At 48.4% G+C, this 19664-nt stretch carries 19 protein-coding genes and 1 pseudogene; 18 read left to right on the top strand and 2 right to left on the bottom strand.

Annotated elements, in window-relative coordinates:
- Window positions 1-80 precede the first annotated feature (80 nt).
- The 9 genes and pseudogenes from MHH92_RS28885 (at window position 81) to nikE (ending at window position 9611) form a co-directional block, all read left to right on the top strand.
- Window positions 81-968: a carbohydrate ABC transporter permease gene (locus MHH92_RS28885; RefSeq protein WP_340907430.1), complete on the top strand. Its 888-nt coding sequence runs from the start codon at window positions 81-83 to the stop codon at window positions 966-968.
- 2 nt (window positions 969-970) lie between these two features.
- Window positions 971-1804 carry a carbohydrate ABC transporter permease gene (locus MHH92_RS28880; RefSeq protein WP_036606605.1) on the top strand — a complete coding sequence of 278 codons (834 nt, stop codon included), beginning with the start codon at window positions 971-973 and terminating at the stop codon, window positions 1802-1804.
- Window positions 1805-2033: 229 nt separating this feature from the next.
- Window positions 2034-3071, top strand: a complete 1038-nt coding sequence (locus tag MHH92_RS28875; protein WP_340907429.1) for a glycoside hydrolase family 130 protein — start codon at window positions 2034-2036, stop codon at window positions 3069-3071.
- A gap of 5 nt (window positions 3072-3076) precedes the next feature.
- Window positions 3077-4026: pseudogene (locus MHH92_RS28870) on the top strand (glycoside hydrolase family 113).
- Window positions 4027-4322: 296 nt separating this feature from the next.
- Entirely contained in the window at window positions 4323-5957 is a 1635-nt protein-coding gene (nikA, locus tag MHH92_RS28865; RefSeq protein WP_340907428.1) for a nickel ABC transporter substrate-binding protein, read from the top strand.
- Window positions 5958-6031: 74 nt separating this feature from the next.
- Window positions 6032-6976 (top strand): nickel ABC transporter permease subunit NikB, encoded by a 945-nt coding sequence (gene nikB, locus MHH92_RS28860; protein ID WP_340907427.1) that lies wholly within the window; start codon window positions 6032-6034, stop codon window positions 6974-6976.
- The gene (gene nikC / locus MHH92_RS28855) at window positions 6973-7803 is read left to right on the top strand and encodes a nickel ABC transporter permease subunit NikC (RefSeq protein ID WP_047840857.1); all 831 of its coding nucleotides are present in this window, start codon (window positions 6973-6975) and stop codon (window positions 7801-7803) included. The genes nikB and nikC overlap by 4 nt, the downstream gene beginning before the upstream one ends.
- 39 nt (window positions 7804-7842) lie before the next feature.
- Window positions 7843-8649: a nickel import ATP-binding protein NikD gene (gene nikD / locus MHH92_RS28850; RefSeq protein ID WP_047840856.1), complete on the top strand. Its 807-nt coding sequence runs from the start codon at window positions 7843-7845 to the stop codon at window positions 8647-8649.
- A 161-nt stretch (window positions 8650-8810) separates the two neighbouring features.
- On the top strand, window positions 8811-9611 hold the full coding sequence (nikE, locus tag MHH92_RS28845; protein WP_340907425.1) for a nickel import ATP-binding protein NikE: 801 nt from the start codon (window positions 8811-8813) through the stop codon (window positions 9609-9611).
- A 578-nt stretch (window positions 9612-10189) separates the two neighbouring features.
- On the opposite strand, the gene MHH92_RS28840 is transcribed toward nikE, so the two are convergent.
- Both MHH92_RS28840 and MHH92_RS28835 read right to left on the bottom strand, forming a co-directional pair.
- The gene (locus MHH92_RS28840) at window positions 10190-10768 is read right to left on the bottom strand and encodes an NAD(P)H-dependent oxidoreductase (RefSeq protein ID WP_036671608.1); all 579 of its coding nucleotides are present in this window, start codon (window positions 10766-10768) and stop codon (window positions 10190-10192) included.
- A gap of 310 nt (window positions 10769-11078) precedes the next feature.
- A complete protein-coding gene (locus MHH92_RS28835; protein ID WP_340907424.1) occupies window positions 11079-11669 on the bottom strand; it encodes a TetR/AcrR family transcriptional regulator in 591 nt (196 codons plus the stop codon).
- Between the two features lie 160 nt (window positions 11670-11829).
- On the opposite strand from MHH92_RS28835, the gene MHH92_RS28830 reads away from it, so the two are divergent.
- From MHH92_RS28830 to MHH92_RS28790, 9 genes are all read left to right on the top strand, one after another.
- Window positions 11830-12813, top strand: coding sequence for an aminoglycoside phosphotransferase family protein (locus MHH92_RS28830; RefSeq protein ID WP_340907422.1), 984 nt, complete (start codon window positions 11830-11832; stop codon window positions 12811-12813).
- Between the two features lie 18 nt (window positions 12814-12831).
- A complete protein-coding gene (locus tag MHH92_RS28825) occupies window positions 12832-13830 on the top strand; it encodes a glycosyltransferase (RefSeq protein ID WP_340907420.1) in 999 nt (332 codons plus the stop codon).
- Window positions 13831-13883: 53 nt separating this feature from the next.
- The gene (locus tag MHH92_RS28820) at window positions 13884-14168 is read left to right on the top strand and encodes a YesK family protein (protein WP_036606621.1); all 285 of its coding nucleotides are present in this window, start codon (window positions 13884-13886) and stop codon (window positions 14166-14168) included.
- A 113-nt stretch (window positions 14169-14281) separates the two neighbouring features.
- On the top strand, window positions 14282-14443 hold the full coding sequence (locus tag MHH92_RS28815; RefSeq protein ID WP_017691697.1) for a hypothetical protein: 162 nt from the start codon (window positions 14282-14284) through the stop codon (window positions 14441-14443).
- A gap of 98 nt (window positions 14444-14541) precedes the next feature.
- Window positions 14542-16623, top strand: coding sequence for a ribosomal protection-like ABC-F family protein (gene abc-f / locus MHH92_RS28810; RefSeq protein WP_340907416.1), 2082 nt, complete (start codon window positions 14542-14544; stop codon window positions 16621-16623).
- Window positions 16624-17066: 443 nt separating this feature from the next.
- Window positions 17067-17534: a hypothetical protein gene (locus tag MHH92_RS28805; RefSeq protein WP_084650295.1), complete on the top strand. Its 468-nt coding sequence runs from the start codon at window positions 17067-17069 to the stop codon at window positions 17532-17534.
- Window positions 17534-17818, top strand: coding sequence for a hypothetical protein (locus MHH92_RS28800; RefSeq protein ID WP_036671603.1), 285 nt, complete (start codon window positions 17534-17536; stop codon window positions 17816-17818). The genes MHH92_RS28805 and MHH92_RS28800 overlap by 1 nt, the downstream gene beginning before the upstream one ends.
- Before the next feature lie 4 nt (window positions 17819-17822).
- Window positions 17823-19223 carry a glutathionylspermidine synthase family protein gene (locus tag MHH92_RS28795; RefSeq protein ID WP_253504057.1) on the top strand — a complete coding sequence of 467 codons (1401 nt, stop codon included), beginning with the start codon at window positions 17823-17825 and terminating at the stop codon, window positions 19221-19223.
- Window positions 19205-19609 (top strand): DUF350 domain-containing protein, encoded by a 405-nt coding sequence (locus tag MHH92_RS28790; RefSeq protein ID WP_017691702.1) that lies wholly within the window; start codon window positions 19205-19207, stop codon window positions 19607-19609. The genes MHH92_RS28795 and MHH92_RS28790 overlap by 19 nt, the downstream gene beginning before the upstream one ends.
- Window positions 19610-19664: the final 55 nt, after the last annotated feature.

The following is a 19664-nucleotide window of genomic DNA, read 5'->3' as shown; positions in this document are numbered from 1 at the left end:
GGCAGTTATTCCGCAGGAATTCCATTGGATGGGAGTCTTTCGATATATAGGCGGGTGAACCGCTTGGAGGTGTGGAGAGCATGAAGTACTTAAAGGTTTCGAATTGGGGTTACTCAGCGCAACGCATATTTATCATCTGTGCCTTCTCAATTATTCCGCTGGCGTTGCTGTTCACGTTTGCATACTTACCAGTCATCAACATGTTCAAATACAGTTTCACTGATTGGAACGGATATAGCAAAGGGTTTGATTATGTTGGCTTTGAGAACTATACGCGCATATTCAGTGATCCGGAGTACTTCAAAGTATTTATTGTCAGCTTGTACTACTTCGTGGCTACGTTTGTACAGATGGGCTTGGCGCTTTACTTTGCCACGATTCTGAGTTTCAAAGTCCGAGGCAAAAACTTTTTCAAAGGCATACTGTTTTTCCCTTATTTGCTGAATGGGGTAGCCATCGGTTTTATCTTCCTCTTTTTCTTCAAACCGGACGGTACACTCGATATGCTCATGCATGCTGTAGGGCTGGGACAATACACGCAGCTCTGGCTCGGTAATCCGAATATTATCAACGTGTCACTCGCAGGTGCATCGGTATGGAGATACATGGGCTTCAACTTTATCATTTTCCTGGGTGCAATCTCCTCCATTCCAAAGGATGTGTATGAAGCATCCGATATTGATGGCGCCAATCGCTGGCAGCAATTCCGCCACATCATCCTGCCAAGCATTACACGTATCCTGCAGCTCAACCTGATCTTGGCGATTAGCGGCGCAATTAGTGCGTTCGATATTCCATATATCATGACCGATGGTTCCAACGGCAGTATGACATTTGTAATCCAGACGGTTCATTTGGCGTTTAAATACGGCAAGCTGGGACTGGCATCCGCCATGGCTGTGGTGCTGCTCTTAATCGTTATTCTCGTTACGCTTGTGCAGCGCGTCACCATGAAAGGGGAGGAATAAACGTGACACAACTCAAATACACCCTTGCGAGCGTGGTTAAATATGCTTCCCTGGTGCTTGCGGCGTTTATCGCGCTGTTACCCATCGTGGTCATCCTGTTTGCATCTCTCAAAACGAATGCGGAATACGCTACCAGCAGCCCGCTTGCCCCACCAGCCAACTGGCTGAATTTTGCGAACTATGCGAAAGCTTTTGTGGATGGCAATATGCTGGTTGGTTTCAAAAATACCATTATTATTCTGATCATCTCTATTATAGGAGCGACCTTAACGGGCTCCATGATCGCGTATGTGTTGGATCGGTTCAAATTCAAGGGCAAGAAAATCATGGTCGCGGCATTCCTGCTGGCTACGCTGATTCCAAGTGTTACAACACAGGTCGCCACATTCCAGATCATCAACGCGCTCGACCTGTTTAACACACGCTGGGCGGCCATCGTGATGTACCTGGGTACAGATATCATCGCGGTTTATATCTTCCTGCAATTCCTGGGCTCCATCTCAAGTGCATTAGATGAGTCCGCCATGCTGGACGGCGCTTCGTACTTCACGATCTACTGGAAAATCATTCTGCCACTGCTGAAACCGGCCATTGTAACGGTCATTATCGTGAAGGGCGTGAACATCTATAACGACTTCTACACACCGTTCCTGTACATGCCAAAGACCGATCTACAGGTCATATCCACCGCCTTGTTCAAATTCAAGGGACCGTTCGGATCGCAGTGGGAGGTCATCAGCGCCGGTATCATGATCGCCATTATTCCAACGATGATCATCTTCCTTTTGTTACAGAAGTACATCTACAATGGCTTCGCGCAAGGCTCTGTTAAATAAAAAAACGAAAGGCTATATGAAATGCATATGAGAATACACAGGAACGAAGAGGACAGAAAAAAGCTGGAGAAACGGAGTGTTCGCATTTATAACCGGATTTTTCCCTTTTATAAGGGGATCAAAAAAAATCTGGGGATAACGGCGATCGGAAGGTTGTTCTGTCATCAAAGTAGTCTAGTGCAATTTTAAGTATTCATTTCATAAAGCCTAACCGAAGGGAGAAATGAAAATGTCAGTTGCTGAAACAAAAAACGTACACATTGTTGGGGACGCTTTGCCGAATATGCCTTGGGAGAACAAACCGGAGGGAACGGAAGGCCCGGTATGGAGACATTCGGCCAACCCGGTGGTTCCGCGTAACCCGGTCAGAGGTGTTGCCCGCATTTTCAACAGTGCCGTTGTACCGTATGAAGGAAAATTCATTGGGGTATTCCGCGCAGAAACCGTTAATGGACGTCCACACCTTCACATGGGCGCAAGCGAAGATGGTCTGGAGTGGACAATTGAAGAGGAACGCATTGCATTTGTAGATGAAAATGGCGATCCGTTTATGCCGAACTATGCGTACGATCCACGTTTGGTCAAAGTCGAAGACACGTATTACATCATCTGGTGTACAGACTTCTACGGTGCAGCACTGGGTCTGGCCAAAACAGATGACTTCAAAACATTTGTCCGCCTCGAAAATCCAATGCTGCCATTCAACCGTAATGGAGTGTTATTTCCACGCAAAATCAACGATAACTATGTAATGTTGTCCAGACCAAGTGACAGTGGACATACGCCATTCGGGGACATCTTCCTGAGTGAAAGCCCGGATCTTGTGTATTGGGGCAAGCACCGTCATGTGATGAGCAAAGGCGGCCAAGGCTGGTGGCAATCGGTCAAAATTGGCGGCGGTCCTGCTCCGATCGAAACGTCCGAAGGTTGGCTGATGTTTTACCACGGCGTCACGGGAACCTGTAATGGATTGGTATATAGCATGGGTGCGGTTATTCTGGATCTGGATGAGCCATCCAAAGTAAAATATCGTTCCTCCAACTTTGTGCTGACACCGGAAAAATGGTATGAAGAACAAGGCTTCGTTGATAACGTCATCTTCCCGTGTGCAACACTGCATGATGCCGATACCGGACGTATCGCCATCTATTATGGCGCTGCCGATACTTATGTGGGCGTGGCGTACACGACCATCGAAGAGATCGTGAACTATGTGATCGAGACGGATGAAGTCATCGCAGGAGACCATGAAGAGGGCAAGCTGTAATGCATATGGATTATATCAAGGGATTTACATTTGGCTGGATGAGTGGCAGGGGCGACTTCCGTAAGCCGGAAGCCAAAGAATCTTTGCGCCTGATGGCCGAACGTACAGGCAGTTAGGCAGTTCTCATGTTATTTTTGCACTGGCGGCACATCAGGATCATCCGCAGGCGGTAGAGGTCAAGTATCGGGGCACACATCTGGTGGATGATGATGAACTGGTGGACATGATTCGTTATGCCCGTACACTCGGGCTGCGTGTCATTCTGAAACCAACCGTCAACTGTACCGATGGCACATGGCGTGCACACATTAACTTTTTTGATATCGATGTGCCGTGTGAGCCAAAGTGGAAGGATTGGTTCCGCAGCTACACGGCATTTCAGAAGCATTATGCAGCGATTGCAGAGCAGGAAAAGTGTGAAATGTTCATCGTTGGCTGTGAGATGGTGCAATCCGAGCGTCGGGATCAAGAGTGGCGCGAGGTGATCGCTGGTGTGCGTGAAGTGTATACGGGACTGGTGTCATACAACACGGACAAATATCAGGAAGATCATGTGAAGTGGTGGGATGCTGTGGACGTGATCTCTTCCAGTGGTTATTATCCCATCGGAGATTGGGAGGCACAGCTGGATCGAATTGAACAGGTGATTGCTCCCTATGGCAAACCCTTTTTCTTTGCGGAAGCAGGTTGTCCCAGCCGCAGTGGATCAGCCCAGGTACCAAACGATTGGGGACTGGAAGGCGAAGTGAATACGGAGGAACAAGAGCGTTTCTATGAGGCGATGTTCCGGCATGTCAGTCAGCGTGACTGGGTACGTGGATTCGGTCTATGGGATTGGAGCGCACATTTACACGCGGAGAAGGATGCGCTGACCGATGACGGATATGGAGTGTACGGCAAGCCAGCGGAGCAGGTAATTCGTCGGTTCTATGAGGGAATCGCTGTAGAAGTTTAAACGAGAAACAAGAAGGCGTATGTGATGATGAATCTCAGTGATATATCTCCATATGTACTTTCGTGATTACCTTGCTGTGAGCAAGGAATAACAGATTATGGTGGAACTTATTTTTGCAGTTGTGATTCATATGCAGGTCGAGAGGCTCTTCCTCCCACAGGAAGGGCTTTTTTGGCATATTTAGTAGTGATGCATACTATGTCGAATTTTGTTGACAAAAGGTGGGCTCCTGCCTATTCTTAATGGATGAATATGATAATCATTATCATAAAATAGAGAAAAGGGGTTCAACATTCATGTCTGTACAACATCGCAAATCTTCGGCCCTCACGCTGGCAACTATGCTCTTGTTGTTATTCGTTATTGTGGGTTGCAGCAATACAGGAAGTGGAGATGAATCCTCATCTGCTGCTTCGGATCAAACGTCTACGAAGTCGATTACGATGTCATGGCCACGTGATATCGGTACAATGAATCCGCATACGTACAATCCTTCGCAATTATTTGCCCAATCGATGCTCTATGAGCCACTGATCAGTTACCAGAAGGACGGAAAACTGGAACCTGCGCTGGCAGAATCATGGACAATCTCCGATGACGGCAAAGTATATACATTCAAGCTTCGCCAAGGTGTGAAATTCTCAGATGGTACACCATTTAATGCTGAGATTGTGAAAAAGAATTTTGATGCTGTAATGAAAAATAAAGATACACATAGCTGGCTGGGCATTGTAGGTGTGCTCGACAAGACCGAGGTTGTGGACGATCAGACTTTCCGCATGACACTCACAGAGCCGTATTATCCTGTTCTTCAGGATTTGTCTGTGGTTCGTCCTTTCCGCTTCCTGGGTGAAGCCGGATTCCCGGATGACGGAGATACATCCCAAGGCATCAAAGAGCCAGTTGGAACGGGCCCGTGGATGCTGGCTGATTACAAGCAGGACGAATATGCTGTTTTCAAACGCAACCCGAATTATTGGGGAACCGCACCGAAGGTGGATCAGATTACGGTTAAGATCATCCCTGATGCAGAAACCCGCGTGCTTGCTTTTGAAAAAGGTGATCTCGACCTGATCTATGGTGAAGGTATGATCAGTCTGGATGCGTTCCAACAGCTTCGTGACAACGATAAATATGTGAGTCAGCTGTCTGATCCGGTAGGTACGCGAGATCTGCTGCTGAATTCCTCCAATCCGAAGCTGTCTGATCTCAGAGTACGGATGGCGCTCCAGCAAGGATTTAACAAAAAAGCGATGGTGGAAGGCATCACTCTGGGTCTGGAAGAACCGGCAGATACGGCACTATCCAAAAACTACCCATACACCAATGTTGACCTGAAACCGATCGAATATAATGTGGAACAATCCAAAGCTTTATTGGATGAAGCGGGTTGGAAGATGCCTACGAATGGTAGCGTTCGTGAGAAAGACGGCCAACAGCTTGAATTCGAAATGATTTTTGACAAGACGGACCCGATTCAGAAAGCGATGGCTGAGACCATTCAGGCGGAATGGAGCGAGCTTGGGGTTAAGGTAAACCTCACTGGGCTGGAACTGACGGTACAGATCAAACGTTTGAAAGCCAATGATTTTGACCTGTATTTCTGGTACAACTATGGCGCACCGTATGATCCACATTCCTTCATTAACGTTGTAGCGAGCCCTGGATTTGGTATCTCTGAGACGCTCAGTGCCTTGCCGATGAAAAAGGAACTGGACGAGCAGGTACATGCCGCACTATCATCAACAGATGAGACGAAACGTCAGGAGCTGTATGGCTCTATCCTGACAACACTTCAGGAACAATCGGCGATTGTCCCCATCTCGTATGTTAAGAAAACGGCGGTATATCAGAAGAAAATTTCCAACTTTATTTTCCCGGCGAACCGTGATGAGAATCCGTTTGTAGGCATTGAATTGGGCAACCAATAAGTTGTATTTACTTTAATTTCGGAGTGGTAAAGCCTTGGCAAGGTCATGTAGCTTGATAAAAGGGAGGAAGTTTGTTGATCAGTTATATCGGGAAACGAATGATCGCGATCATTCCTATCGTTTTTATCGCTACACTCGTTACCTTTGCGCTTATTCATATTTCACCAGTTGATCCGGCCGAGGCTTATCTGACAGCCGCTCATATCTATCCAACACCGGAGCTGCTTGCGCAAAAGCGGCATGAGTTCGGTCTGGATCAGCCTTTATTAACCCAGTATGTGCATACGATTCAGAAGATTGCCAAGCTCGACTTTGGCACCTCATATCTCACCAACAAACCCGTATGGGATGAAGTGAAACTAAGGCTTCCCGCTACGGCTGAACTAGCCTTCTGGAGTATGCTGTTATCCGCTTTGGTGAGTATTCCATTGGGAATACTGGCCGCGGTGTATAAGAATAGCTGGATTGACATGGTCAGCCGTGCGATTTCCTATTTAGGAGCATCTATTCCGCAATTCTGGCTCGGTTACTTGCTGATCTTCTTTTTCTCGGTGAAGCTGGACTGGCTACCTGTGGAGGGGCGTGGATCGTGGGAGAATCTGGTTCTGCCTACGATTACTCTCTCCTTGATTCTTATTGCGGTCTACACCCGATTGTTACGTTCCAGTGTACTGGAGCAATTGCAGGAGACATATGTACAGTATGCGAGAACACGCGGGATTCGCGAAAGAGTGATTATGCTCAAGCATGTCCTGAAAATCGCCATATCGCCCCTTATTACAGGAATGGGGATGAGTATGGGCAAGCTGCTCACAGGCACCATTATTGTAGAGCAGGTGTTTTCCTGGCCTGGGTTCGGACGTTATTTTGTCGATGCGATATTTAATCGGGATATTCCCGTTATTCAATGTTATGTCTTCCTGGCGGCCTGCCTGTTCATCGTATGCAATCTGCTCGTTGATCTGGTGCAGCTCGTTATGGACCCACGGATTTCAGCGAAAGGACGGGCAGAACATTGATAAACAAATGGCGTGCGGTATTTAAAGGGCAGAGAGCCATCCAGATATGCTCGGTGATCATATTGCTTTTCTTCGTGATCGCGTTATTAGCCCCATGGATTGCTCCTCATGACCCGGTGAAGGTGAATCTGTTGCAGAAGCTGGCGAGTCCATCGCTTGAGCATTGGCTCGGAACGGATCATCTGGGACGCGACAATCTCACTAGGCTGATGTATGGAGCGAGAGTGTCGCTTGGATTTGCTACCCTGATCTTCCTGTCATCTTTGCTCATAGGTGTCATTATAGGTTCAATCTCCGGTTACCTTGGTGGTTGGGTGGACAGTCTGTTGATGCGCTTGTGTGAAGGCATTATGGCGTTTCCGAATCTGGTGCTGGTGCTCGGTATTGTAGGGATCTTTGGTCCAGGTTTGATGCAGGTGCTTCTAGCACTCATGATGGTACAGTGGGTGTATTATGCACGTATCTGCCGGAACATGGTCGTTAGTCTGAAAGAACGGAACTTCATCGCAGCGGCGCGGATTAGCGGCTCCTCTTCGTGGACGATTATTCGGAAACATATCATCCCCAACGTGCAACGTCCGATCGTTGTGATGGGTACTCTGGAGATGGGGTGGGCGATTATGGATATATCTGCTCTGTCTTTCCTGGGACTCGGTATTCAACCACCGAATGCAGAATGGGGCGCTATGATTCATGAGGGGACAGGTTATATTCGCAGTCATCCGGAGTTGATGATCTACCCGGGGGCATTGATTCTGCTCGTAGTCATTACGTTCAACATTTTGGGAGAAGCGTTATCCGAGCGTTATGGCATTGCAAAAAGGTAGTGGTTCGGAATCGAAGGCATATGAGGGGTGAACGTAACGATGGATGATGCAGCGAAGGTACTCGAAGTTCGTGGTCTGCAAGTGAATCTAAGAACAGCGGAGGGTTCAGTCCCGTTACTGGAGCCCATTGATTTTGAATTAAAAAAAGGTCGTGTCTTCGGTCTCGTCGGTGAGAGTGGCAGCGGTAAGACCGTTACATGTAACGCGTTGCTCCATCTGCTTGATCCGCGCAGGATGGAAGTGTCGGGCAGCATCCACCTGAATGGACGGGAGCTTGGCTCGTTGTCAGGTGAGGAGATGCGGCGCATCCGCGGCAAGGAAATCGGATTTATTATGCAGAATCCGATGAATGCTTTTACACCCGTATATACGATTGGATCTCAATTCATTGAAACCTTGCGTACGCATACGGGAATGTCCAAAGCAGCTGCCAGGGAGCGGGCCATTGCTGCCTTGGCAGATATGAACTTACCCGAACCAGCTAAACTGATGAAGCGATATCCCTTCCAACTGAGTGGCGGTATGTTGCAGCGTGTGATGATCGCCATATCGATGTGCCTGCGACCGGCTTTGGTTATTGCTGATGAACCAACGACGGCACTGGATGTCGTGAATCAGTTCAAGGTGCTTCAGGAATTGGATCGGCTACGTACGGAGTATGGCACATCCATCTTGCTCATCTCCCACGATCTGGGCGTGATCTCGCAAATGGCGGATGAAGTCGCGGTCATGCAGAAGGGGCGAATTGTGGAGCAGGCGGATGTGTACCAACTGTTCGATCACCCGCAGCATGAGTATACACGGATGTTGTTAAATGCCAGACCCAGTATGTATTTAGGACGATAGCGAATGACAGATGAGTTGAATTGTTCAGTGAGTGTATGTGTAGAGCGGGAATACACTGTGTTTTGAGTGGGTAGGCGTAGGGGTGGAATGAACATGGTGATGTGTAATTTCAGCTTCTTCGGAGATTGCTTCTGCCAAGTACAAAAGAGGAGGGTGACCTGATGCTTCAGGTACGTGAAGTAAGCCATAGCTATGGCAAACGCAACTGGCTGGATCGTTCGGGAGCGCGTCCTCCTGTGCTGGCAGATATCTCACTTACGATCGAAAAGGGTGTGTGTCTGGGGCTCCTGGGTACGAGCGGGGCAGGTAAAAGTACCTTGGGTAAAATCATTCTTGGTCTGGAGAAGCCCAGCCAGGGTCAGGTTTTATTTCAGGGTCAGGATATCTATCGATCCAGCAAACCCGTGCTTAAGGGATTACGGCGCGATCTGCAGGTCGTGTTCCAGGACTGTTATTCGGCTGTGAATCCGCTTATGACTGCCGCGCAGATCATCGGTGAGCCGCTGGATAATTACGAGCGTTTGTCGGCAAAAGAACAACTTCTTGTGGTTGGACAACTGCTTGAGCAGGTCGGACTTACACCAGAGGATGCAAACAAGCTTCCGCACCAGTTCAGCGGTGGCCAATTACAGAGGGTCAACATCGCACGAGCCATCGCGCTCAAGCCGAAGTTAATCGTACTGGACGAATCGATTAGCAGCCTGGATATGGTGCACCAGACACAAATCCTATCCTTATTGGCTGAGTTAAGAGCATCGTACGGGTTGTCGTACCTTTTTATCACACATGATATTCGTGCCGCCATGACGATCTGTGACCGCATTGCCGTGATGGATCAGGGCAGGATTGTCTATAGCGGTGATGCCGGCGATTCCGTAATGCAGTCGGATCATCCGGCTGTGCAGCAGTTGGTTACAGCTATTTTGCCTGAGCATCCATCAGATCGTATTTCGTTTGGGTAATGCGTTGCTTGTATGGTTGTAGATGGCTGTTTCCATTTCATTACTGTTGGTTGCGAAGTCGACTTTCCAAAGGCGGGCGATTGGCGTATCAAGCTGACCTGTAGTGTGGACTTGTCTCTCTAAGTGCAGGTCGCTAACGAACCGAGTGAGTGTTAAATGGCGATTTAGCGTGGAATGCAAAATGTAACGAACCTCAGTGAAGTTATTCCGGTGCAAACTAGTTTAAAACCTCCAAATGATACACAGATCGAGGAAATAATGCGTCTACGATTCGTTAAACCTCAGACTTATCGGAAATGGCGCTAATAGCGTGTTTACGGTTCGTTAGATCATAATGAATACTAAAAGGGTTGTCCCCTACGTCTTGTTCAAGACGTAGGGGACAACCCTTTTTTTGTAACTGGGAATAGGCACGTTTCTGCTTTCTGTTATAAGTCAGACTATAATTACAATTGCACCACTCGTGGATTACAGGACTACCTTCAAATTGCGCGTATCCACAGATTTTTGATTTAACTTAAAACGTGAAAATCTGGAGAGAAGTATATACTTCCCATGAGGCTTTCTTGCAGAAATCTTTACCCCATCTTCCGCCCAAGCTGCTCAATCTTATCAAGCCAATTCTTTCTCTGTTCATCTGACTTTTTACCAACTTGATCTACAGGTGTTATCCGCACAGGTTTGATGCCAGTCAGTGCAAATGTGGAGATTTTCATCATTTTATGTGCAGGCTCACCTTGGAACCATTTGAAGTACCAGCTCGGACCATCCATCGTGGTGATCATGCGAGCGGTGCGGCCTTTGAGCAGTTGATCCGGGAAAGGTTTTCCTTTTTGATACTTGAAGGCGTAACCTGGCATGAAGATTCGGTCAACGAAACCTTTCAGCAGGGCAGGCGGTCCTCCCCACCAAATTGGGAATACCCATACGAGATGCTCGGCCCACTTAATCGCTTCTTGGGCCTGTAGCAAATCTGGTTCAAGTGGAAGTTTATTACGATATCCTCCCTCCAGATTCATGTTGAACGCCAACTCGTTCAGGGTGATCATGCGGACGTCAGCACCAGCCTGCACAGCACCTTTACGGTAAGCCTCGGCTAGTGCGCCGTTGTAACTGGGGGAGACGGGATTGCCTTGAATAATTAGTATTTTCTTCATGGAAGATGACACGTCCTGACTATTTTAGTTAATGAACACTAACCTCATGTGCAAAAAGAAAAGGTCACGTATGACCCGGTAATCCATCTGTATATCCTAATGGTATGCTGACGATTCTCTTTAGAAGTTATTCAACAAGTCCGCTTTTGTTTACGAATCATGTCTAGCGGCATCATCCGCATCGAATATGGGATTCAGCTGAGATAAGCGGAAACTTACGAAGGTTGTTTCCTTCGGAAACAATGTAGTTGCTCACGTCGTTTTCCCTACGCTCCGCTAATCCATTTCTAGCTTCATCCCATTTCCATTGTTACTCCTTGGGTACCTGCCCTAACATCGATGCAAGTCTGTGAACCGTTTCCCCCGTATAAGGTACCAACAGCTCCGGTAGTTCACCTTGCATACTGGAGACCGCCATACGTGTAATTGCACCGATCACCAGCACGGCTGTGAGCCGTGAATCCTGCTGAGGCAGTTCGCCCCGCATCATTCCCTGATCGATCAGATCCATTAACGCATCCAATGGCTGACGGTAATCCTCGCTGCTTCCGGCTTCAATGAATATTTCATGATTCTGTGAAATCAGCAGCAGTCCGTAGGGATCTTCATCATGCAGATGGAGAACCTCGGTAACCAGTTGCTTGAAGCGTTCCAACACCGGACCTTCCTGTCGAACATACCCGTCAATCAGTGCAGTATAGTCGACACAGTATTGGGTGAAGGCTTCTAGGGCAACGGCATCCTTGTTTTTAAAATGTTTGTAGATCGCCGCATCGGTTACTCCGGCGGCGTCACCGATCTCTTTGACGGATATGCCGTCAACGCCTTTGGTTGCGAACAAGCGCATCGCCGCTTGTAGGATATCTTTCTTTTTGCTATCCACATGAGATTTGTTCTTCATGATTGTATAGTAAGTGATTACTAACTAAAATGCAACAAGCACTTTTGAACCTCTGATTTGATACGCTGAATAAGCGCTTACGACCAAAGCTTGCAGGCTTGTGAGTGGCAACGTATGATGAATAGAAATCATAATCGGAGCAGCAGGAAGAACGAAATGGATGGTGGGTAGCGTGAACGAAGAGTTGGATGCATACAGCTGGGTGACGCCCGAAGGAATGCTGAATGATCACTATATAACAAGCCGTGAACAGTTGTATAAAGGAATGAACGGACGATATGTGGAGCGATTCACTGTTCCTAGCGGTGAAAGTTATATTTTCAAACCGTTGACGAATCCTGTACAGCATGGACGGGAACGATGGATGTACGAGCGTGTGATGTCTGGCTTACCACCAATCTATCCGCAACTCATTGCAGCGTCGGATCTTACCATTGCTCCAGCACAGAGCTGGATGATCTACGAGGATCTGGGGCAACTGGTGCATGATTCGCAAGAAGCGACGATGCTCGGCGCAGCGGCACATATGGCAGCATGGCATGCATTGCCTGTTACGGATTGGAGTGAGCTGCCTCGCGTGGGCCAGAAACCGTCCATTCGCACAATGTTGGATGAGTTGCAAATGCATAGGCAATCTACCGATGAACTGTTATCCAGATTGGATATGCAACTATCCGCATCCGATTGGGATAAGATCACCAGGTTGATCCTCACGGCAGAGGAAGAACTTCCTACTGTTTTGTGTCACGGAGACCTGCATCCAGGTAACATGGCGGAGGTGGACGGCAGACTGGTCATCTTGGACTGGGAGCATGCCCATCTGAATACGCCACTGTGGGATATATATCACCTAGTTGATCTCTCGCATCCGCTGTTTCCCAGAACGGTTACGCCTGTATTGCGAGAGCGGGTCATGGATGTTTATTTGGACAAACTTGGGAGCCTCGGCGTGCAGATTGAACGGGTTTCTTTTGCAGAATGGTACAACGCCTATGCTATTGTATTCTCACTCTGGATGCTGCGTTTGATTGATGGTGACCTGAGAAGTGAGAAATGTGTGTGGCCGAAGGAACAGTTGCGTAACCAGTGGCATGAGACGGCAGCGACGCTGGAACAGTGCATGAGGCACATGCGTGAGGAATAGAAATGAGGGGTGAGAAGCTTGCGTAAAGTCGGACTTGTTATGCGTAAAATTCAATTCACGGAAGCACAGGGGCCACGCGTATTTGCGGATCGGCTGAAGCAGATTGGTCTGGAGTTGGGTGTTGATATCGTGTTCATCTCGCCGGAGCGTCATGTCAGCGGATACGACTGGTTGCCGGGTTATGAGCATGAGAAAGGTGACCTGGTGAACTACGATATCGTGCTGGACCAGATTCATAGCCAAAATATAGAGCATGTCATCTACACCGTATCCGGGTTTACGTTTTTGAAGATGTTCTTACCGAAGAGTGTATTGTTCCCGCACAGTTTTCCCGATCCCGCGCTAACAGGATATGAGATGATGAAGCCATTTTATACGATGGTGGATAAAGCAATTGTACAGACGGAGTTTTTGAAAACAGAACTGGGTCGCAATTTCGGTGTACATGACGTGAATGTTATTCCGATTGGCTTTAGCGAAGAGCTGGCGAACCGGCACTATGATCCGAGTCAGGTTGTGCATAATCGGGTGCTCTGGATCGGTCGGGATGAGGCGAACCGCCGCCCAGATCTGGTGCTGGAATACGCTCGGCAGAACCAGGACAAGGAAGTATATATGGTGTTTGGCGGTGTACGCTATAAGGAAACCATGAAGAAGTACGACATTCCTTCCAACGTGAAGCTGAAGTTTGCGCTCACGCAGGATGAGATATTTACGTTGATGAACTCATCCAAGGTGTATTGGAACTGTTCGGCCTTTGATACGTTTGCGATGCCGCTGACGGAAGCGATGGCAATGGGCAAAATGGTCGTGAAACCGGAGCATGCTTGCTACGGTCATATTCGATCCACGCATGCATTTGCAGGCAACGAGGATAACTGGTTTGAACTGGTGAACATGGCTGCGGCTGCGCCGCGCAGTGTGTCAGAAGACAACCGGGAGTATGCGTATGGTGCTTTTTCGCGCACGAAGATGAAAGAAGGGTACCGACACTTTTTCTCGGATTGGTTGAAGTAACGTAAGGTCTGTAACAAAGGGCTTAATCCATCCAGCAACAGGAGGGGAACCTTATGGAAGTACTGATCTTGTGGACATTGGGAATGTGGGCGGTGCTGCTGCTGATTGAATGGCTTATTTACCGATTGCAAGGACGGCGAATGACGTGGGTTCAATATATATTGCCATGTGTGGCCTTGCTCGGCGGTGCCGTTGTAATCATGATCAGCATCGATATTGGCGGGTGGAACGGCATCGGATATGCCCTGCTCGGCGCATCACTGGGTACCTCGGGAATGTTAACACTTATTACGGTGGCAATCAGGGATGTAATGCTTCGGCGACGGGGCAGGAATTAAGCGTAAGAATGAAACTACTGTACAGTATGATTGAATTGGGCGAAGGGATGGTTGCGGAAACGCATTCGTCTGTGATATATTGACATTAATTATGACAAGGGAGGTGAAGACAGGTGAATCACGAGATGCTTAACAACCGTATTAGCCAGCTGCCGATTGCTATGGCTGGCATTGTTCATACTTTTCTGACCAACGGGAGAAGTCTGTCCAATTTTGAATATACGGAAGTTAACATTTGCGAGAAGATGCCTGCCTTGACCTCATTCGGACGATAAGCGATATTGCTTGAATTCTGAAGGGCCGCGGAGCTAACCTCCTGCGGCTCTTTTTGTGTTGCGGTCAGGATCTTCCATACCATAGGAGGAACCTTATTATGATGATGATTAGCGCGCAACAACTGACTCAATACCACGGAGCACATCTGGTGCTGGACGGCATTACGTTTGAAATTATGGAAGGTGACAAGGTCGCCCTGATCGGCCGCAACGGAAGCGGCAAGACCACACTTATGCGCCTAATGGCAAGACTGAACAAGCCGGATGAAGGGCAATTGATGATCAAGAAAGATACACGAATGGGTTACGTGGCTCAGGTCCCAGAAGGATTGGATGACCATACCGTACTGGATGTATTGAGTCTTGGATTCAAGGAGCTCATGATATGTCGCACGCAAATGAAGGAAATGGAGCAGCAGATGTCCGATCCGGCATGTGCAGCAGACCCTAATCAATTGGAGCGCCTGCTGAAACGCTACGCGGCACTGCAAGACCAGTTCGAGCGTGAGGGTGGATACGAAATGGATGCCCGGATCGATCAGGTGGCGGACGGTCTGGATATCGCCAAGGTGCATTATGGTTGGCGCTTTGGTTCCCTGTCAGGTGGGGAGCAGACTCGGGTGGTGCTGGCTTCACAGCTAATCGTAAGACCCGACCTGTTATTGCTGGATGAGCCGACAAACCATCTTGATCTGGAGCGGGTCGAGTGGCTGGAAGGATTTTTACGTGAATATCCCGGCACCATTGTCCTGATCTCGCATGATCGCTATTTTCTGGATCGGGTCGTGAATCGAACACTGGAGCTGGAGGATGGAGAAGCAGAAACGTCTGCTGGCGGTTATACGGAATATATGAAAGTGAAGGAACAACGGCTGTTGCAGCAATTCGAGGAGTTCAAGGAGCAGCAGAAGCTTATCAAAAAAATGAAGGAAACGATCCGCCAGTTAGAGGAGTGGGGCCGAGTTGGTGGGAATGAAAAGTTCTTCAGACGGGCGGCTTCTATGCGTAAAGCCATCGAGCGGATGGAACAGGTGAAGCGTCCTGTACTGGAGCGCCGAAATGCCGAGTTCGATGTGCGTCCTACGGATCGAACGGGTAAACGGGTAGCGGTATTGGAACAGGTCGAGAAGAGCTATGGTGAGCGTGAAATCCTGCACGGGGTCTCGGGTCTGCTGGAATATGGAGATAAAATTGCACTCATTGGCCGCAATGGCTCCGGCAAGACGACACTGTTCAAGCTGTTGCTTGGTGACGAGCAGCCCAATGCGGGCAAGCTGGAGTGGGGGGCGCGTGTGGATGTCGGGTATCTGGCTCAACAGGAGGAACCTACGAATCCAAAGCTGAATGTACTCGAATACTTCCGTCTAGAAGCAGGCGTGGAAGAGGGAGAGGCTCGCGGAATTCTGGCACGATATTTGTTCTATGGAGCGGATGTATTCCGCTCTGTCGGGCAATTATCTGGCGGGGAATGGACGCGTCTGCGGCTAGCTCTTCTGGTGCAACGTAAACCCAATGTACTGTTGCTCGATGAGCCAACCAACCATCTGGATATCGCATCCAGAGAAGCGCTGGAAGAGTCCTTGGTTGATTTTGAAGGAACTGTACTTGCCATCTCGCATGATCGGTACTTCGTCAATCGCCTCGCTTCCCGTGTCTGGGAACTGGAGGACGGTCAGATGACCGCTTATCTGGGAGACTATGAGGCGTATCGTGAGAAGAAGCTTGATTTGCAAGCTCGTGCGGCGGCGACAACTCAGGCTACAGCAGGCGTGGGCGTTTCTTCTCGTGGGAACGCCAAGTCAGAGATGAAGTCAGGGTTAACGTCCGTGCCCGGCGGGACTGCCAGATCAGGGAAGAAGCCAGGAGCAACCTCAACAATGAACGGATCCACTGTTGTAGCTGCCGGTGGAAGTCATGATCATAAAGCTTCTACTGAATCAGGTAAGGCGTTGACTCCTTCGGCAGCAACTGCATCGAAACATAGAAGTGGCAGTGGCAACCAACAATCTGCGGAGAAGCTGGAACAGACGTTGGCTCGTCTTGAGGCAGAGATTCAGGTGCTGGATCAACAGTTGGAAATGGTGCAGAACAATCCGATTGAACTGGAACAAATCTGGAATGATCGCGAGCAATTGTCCGCTGAATATAATGATGTATTGGCTCAGTGGGCTGAGTTATAAGTCCGAATGGCATGAGCATAAGATTGAACAAACGAGGTCGGAGAATCTTCTCCGGCCTTTTTGAACTGGATTGCGTACCAAAAGTTGAATCCACTTGTTAGCCGAGCTTCGTTGATCCAGAAAAGGGCGTGAAAACCTGTTCTATTTTAGTTAAACCACATAATGTAGCATCATCAACAGTGCCTCGAACAGTAGCTTTTTTACATGTCATGGTGAATAGAATCAATTTCATAAATCACTAAAAATGAAGTTTTGTAACTAGACATAGACAAATTAAACCATTTTGATCTATGTCTAGCCTTGATTTGAAGCAGCTAAAGGTACTATGAAATTGATTCACTAGTGTAACTTTTTTCCTTCTGATGCGTTAAATACGTTTGTATGAATTGAAACGGCTCACCTAAGAGCTCGCAAAAAGGGAGGTTATCGGTATCTATTATTCATTGACGTATCGGAGTTGGTCGGATGATCGACAAGCGGAGACAGGGGTGCTGGAACAGACTTCAGTCACACGAGATGAACTGTTCATGCGCAAACTGGTGGATGCCACCTTGGTGAAAAACAAACTCTGGGCGCATCTGTCCAATGAATGCCAGGATGGGCGGGAACATGCAGTATATGTAACGGCGTATGAGCAACAGATGCCGGATGTGTACGGTGCGGCGATTGCGGACGCTGCGCTGGCAATGTGCAAAATGTCCTCCATGTACAGTGCAGAGTATATGCTGTGGAATGGAAGATCATTTCAGGAGTTGGAGCTCACAGCGTCATCCACCTATACGATGGAGCTTGCCGAGCAACTGCTGGACCATTACATGGTTCGCAGTGGCAAGACGTATGAGTTCCTGTATTCCGTGCTGGATGCAGATCGCAAGAAAGTGTTGTTTTATATGAAAGAGGTGGATCTGTGATGAGTGACCAAGAGCGGGGGCAAGCATCGAAACCCGGGTCAAAAGCAAAGCTGGTTGCTTTCTCCCTGATGCTGGCGGTTCCTGCCGTGTTATCCGGTTGTGGCAGCAACAATGATGAATGTGACCCGGAGTATGATACCGGATGTGAATATGATTCCAGCAGTGGGCACTATTACTACGGTGGGTCGTCTTATCGAAGCAACAAGGATAGTAACAGCTCCTATAGCAAATCCAAGTCCAAATCAAGCGGCTTCGGTAGCTTCTTCCGTAGCTCGGGAGGATAACCGGATGAGGCAAGTGGTTCAACTGCCGTTAAGTCACGAAGAGGTATTTCAGGGCGAAACGGAACAACAGATTCCATATCATCGAATGTATGGGAAACAATATTGTGTGCCTGCATTAACGGTTTATTCTCCCTCGGAGGTACAAGAGCTGCGTACCGCAGCCCAGGCGGTAGACGGCATTTACTGTAAAGTGATGCGATTTATCCAGCAATATATGCCGGATTCTTTTTTAGAGCATCAGTTGGGTATCCATCCGGGGCTTATCCCGGCGGCACGTATGGAGTTGGTAACTGGAGGCATTACCCGTCAGGACTGGATTATTGGAGAAGCTGGGCCCAAGTGTATTGAAAATAATACGGACACCCCAACGGGTATACCGGAGGCTGCTGCATTGGAAGGTATTCTGGTCGATATTGCTGAGGATGCTACGCTAACTGCACCATCTGCCGAGATGGATACACGTATTCGGGAGTGTTTCAGGATATGGCTCGAATTCTATGCAGAGCAGGGATTAAAGGGTCCGGTGACATTCACTTCTTTTGGCGAACATGTCGAAGATCGAACAAATACGGAATACCTGATGAAACGTTGTCAGGAAGCCGGATACGAAGTCTTCTATGCTCCACTGGAAGAACTGGAGATTGTTCCGGGGGAGGCGCTTTACCATCGGGGGCGGGAGATTAACCTATTGTATCGCCTTTATCCACTGGAGTATCTGATCGATGATCGGGATGAGACGACAGGGGTGGACATTGGTGCTGCACTGCTTGAACTTGTACGTGAAGGACGACTGGGCCTGATGAATCCTGTTCAGCATGTACTGATGCAGAGTAAAGGCTTCATGGCGGCGATCTGGTCGCTCTATGAGCGGAACGAGCAAACCCCGGAGTATTGCGGGTTTACCCTCTTTGATGAAGCAGAGATGGACGTGATTTCCCGATATCTGCTGCCCACCTATTTTTCATCTGAGCCCTTCGAGCTGAACGCCATATCATATGTAGCCAAGAGTTATTGGGGGCGCGAAGGCAGAGGAACTCTTTTGCTGGAGGGTGGAACGGACAATGCATTTGGAAAGCAGGATATGGAGCATCCTCTTAACGAGGCGCTGGAATCCAATCTTGCATCTGGGGCAACGGACGAGGATGAAGAAATTACAGCTTATTACGAAAATCAGCCCAAAATCTATCAGCAGCTGGTTCCGATGGAACAGGCCGTGATCGAGACGGAAGATGGAGCGTACAGTGGTTATCTGCTTACAGGGGTGTTTGTTATCGGTGGGCGTTTGGCTGGGTTGCTACCACGGGTCGGGGAGAAAGTAACTGGAGATATGGCCTATTATTGCGCGGCTACAGTTCGTGAACGGATGAATGATGAGGAGGAAAAGGAATGGAAAACTTGGGATTAAACCTCGTGAATGTGGCGGTGGGTGTAGGCATTCTGCTGGTGGTATTGGTATGTGGATATTTCGCTTTTAGCAAATTGACCCGGTATAACGATAGTGAGGAAATCGCCAAAGGTAACGAGGCGGCAGGCATGTACATGGGCAGCAAATTACTGGGACTGTGTATTATTGTGGGCATGGTATCTTTCTCGACGCATTCGTGGTTGGATATGCTGCTGTGGTCGGCGTTTGGAATTATTGTGCTGTGCCTGGTCTATATTATATTTGATTTCCTGATTCCGAAGATGCGGGTGTGTGACGAAATTGCACGAGGCAATATGGCGGTAGCCCAGCTGCTGCGTTCGATTATCATCGGCGTTTCCATCGTCATTGGTACGTTTTTGATGTAAAATAAGACATAGTGTTTTATGGAGTTTACTATCAAAAGGAAGAAGGAGCGCGGCA

It is taken from the genome of Paenibacillus sp. FSL M7-1414 (genome assembly GCF_038003195.1).
Classification (GTDB): domain Bacteria; phylum Bacillota; class Bacilli; order Paenibacillales; family Paenibacillaceae; genus Paenibacillus; species Paenibacillus amylolyticus.
This window is presented reverse-complemented; position numbering and strand designations above follow the sequence as displayed.

Coding starts and splice junctions, on each gene's coding strand:
- MHH92_RS28885 (WP_340907430.1), top strand. CDS start 81: ATGAAGTACTTAAAGGTTTCGAATTGGGGTTACTCAGCGCAACGCATA.
- MHH92_RS28875 (WP_340907429.1), top strand. CDS start 2,034: ATGTCAGTTGCTGAAACAAAAAACGTACACATTGTTGGGGACGCTTTG.
- nikA (WP_340907428.1), top strand. CDS start 4,323: ATGTCTGTACAACATCGCAAATCTTCGGCCCTCACGCTGGCAACTATG.
- nikD (WP_047840856.1), top strand. CDS start 7,843: ATGGATGATGCAGCGAAGGTACTCGAAGTTCGTGGTCTGCAAGTGAAT.
- nikE (WP_340907425.1), top strand. CDS start 8,811: ATGCTTCAGGTACGTGAAGTAAGCCATAGCTATGGCAAACGCAACTGG.
- MHH92_RS28840 (WP_036671608.1), bottom strand. CDS start 10,768: ATGAAGAAAATACTAATTATTCAAGGCAATCCCGTCTCCCCCAGTTAC.
- MHH92_RS28835 (WP_340907424.1), bottom strand. CDS start 11,669: ATGAAGAACAAATCTCATGTGGATAGCAAAAAGAAAGATATCCTACAA.
- MHH92_RS28830 (WP_340907422.1), top strand. CDS start 11,830: ATGGTGGGTAGCGTGAACGAAGAGTTGGATGCATACAGCTGGGTGACG.
- MHH92_RS28820 (WP_036606621.1), top strand. CDS start 13,884: ATGGAAGTACTGATCTTGTGGACATTGGGAATGTGGGCGGTGCTGCTG.
- abc-f (WP_340907416.1), top strand. CDS start 14,542: ATGATGATGATTAGCGCGCAACAACTGACTCAATACCACGGAGCACAT.
- MHH92_RS28800 (WP_036671603.1), top strand. CDS start 17,534: ATGAGTGACCAAGAGCGGGGGCAAGCATCGAAACCCGGGTCAAAAGCA.
- MHH92_RS28795 (WP_253504057.1), top strand. CDS start 17,823: ATGAGGCAAGTGGTTCAACTGCCGTTAAGTCACGAAGAGGTATTTCAG.
- MHH92_RS28790 (WP_017691702.1), top strand. CDS start 19,205: ATGGAAAACTTGGGATTAAACCTCGTGAATGTGGCGGTGGGTGTAGGC.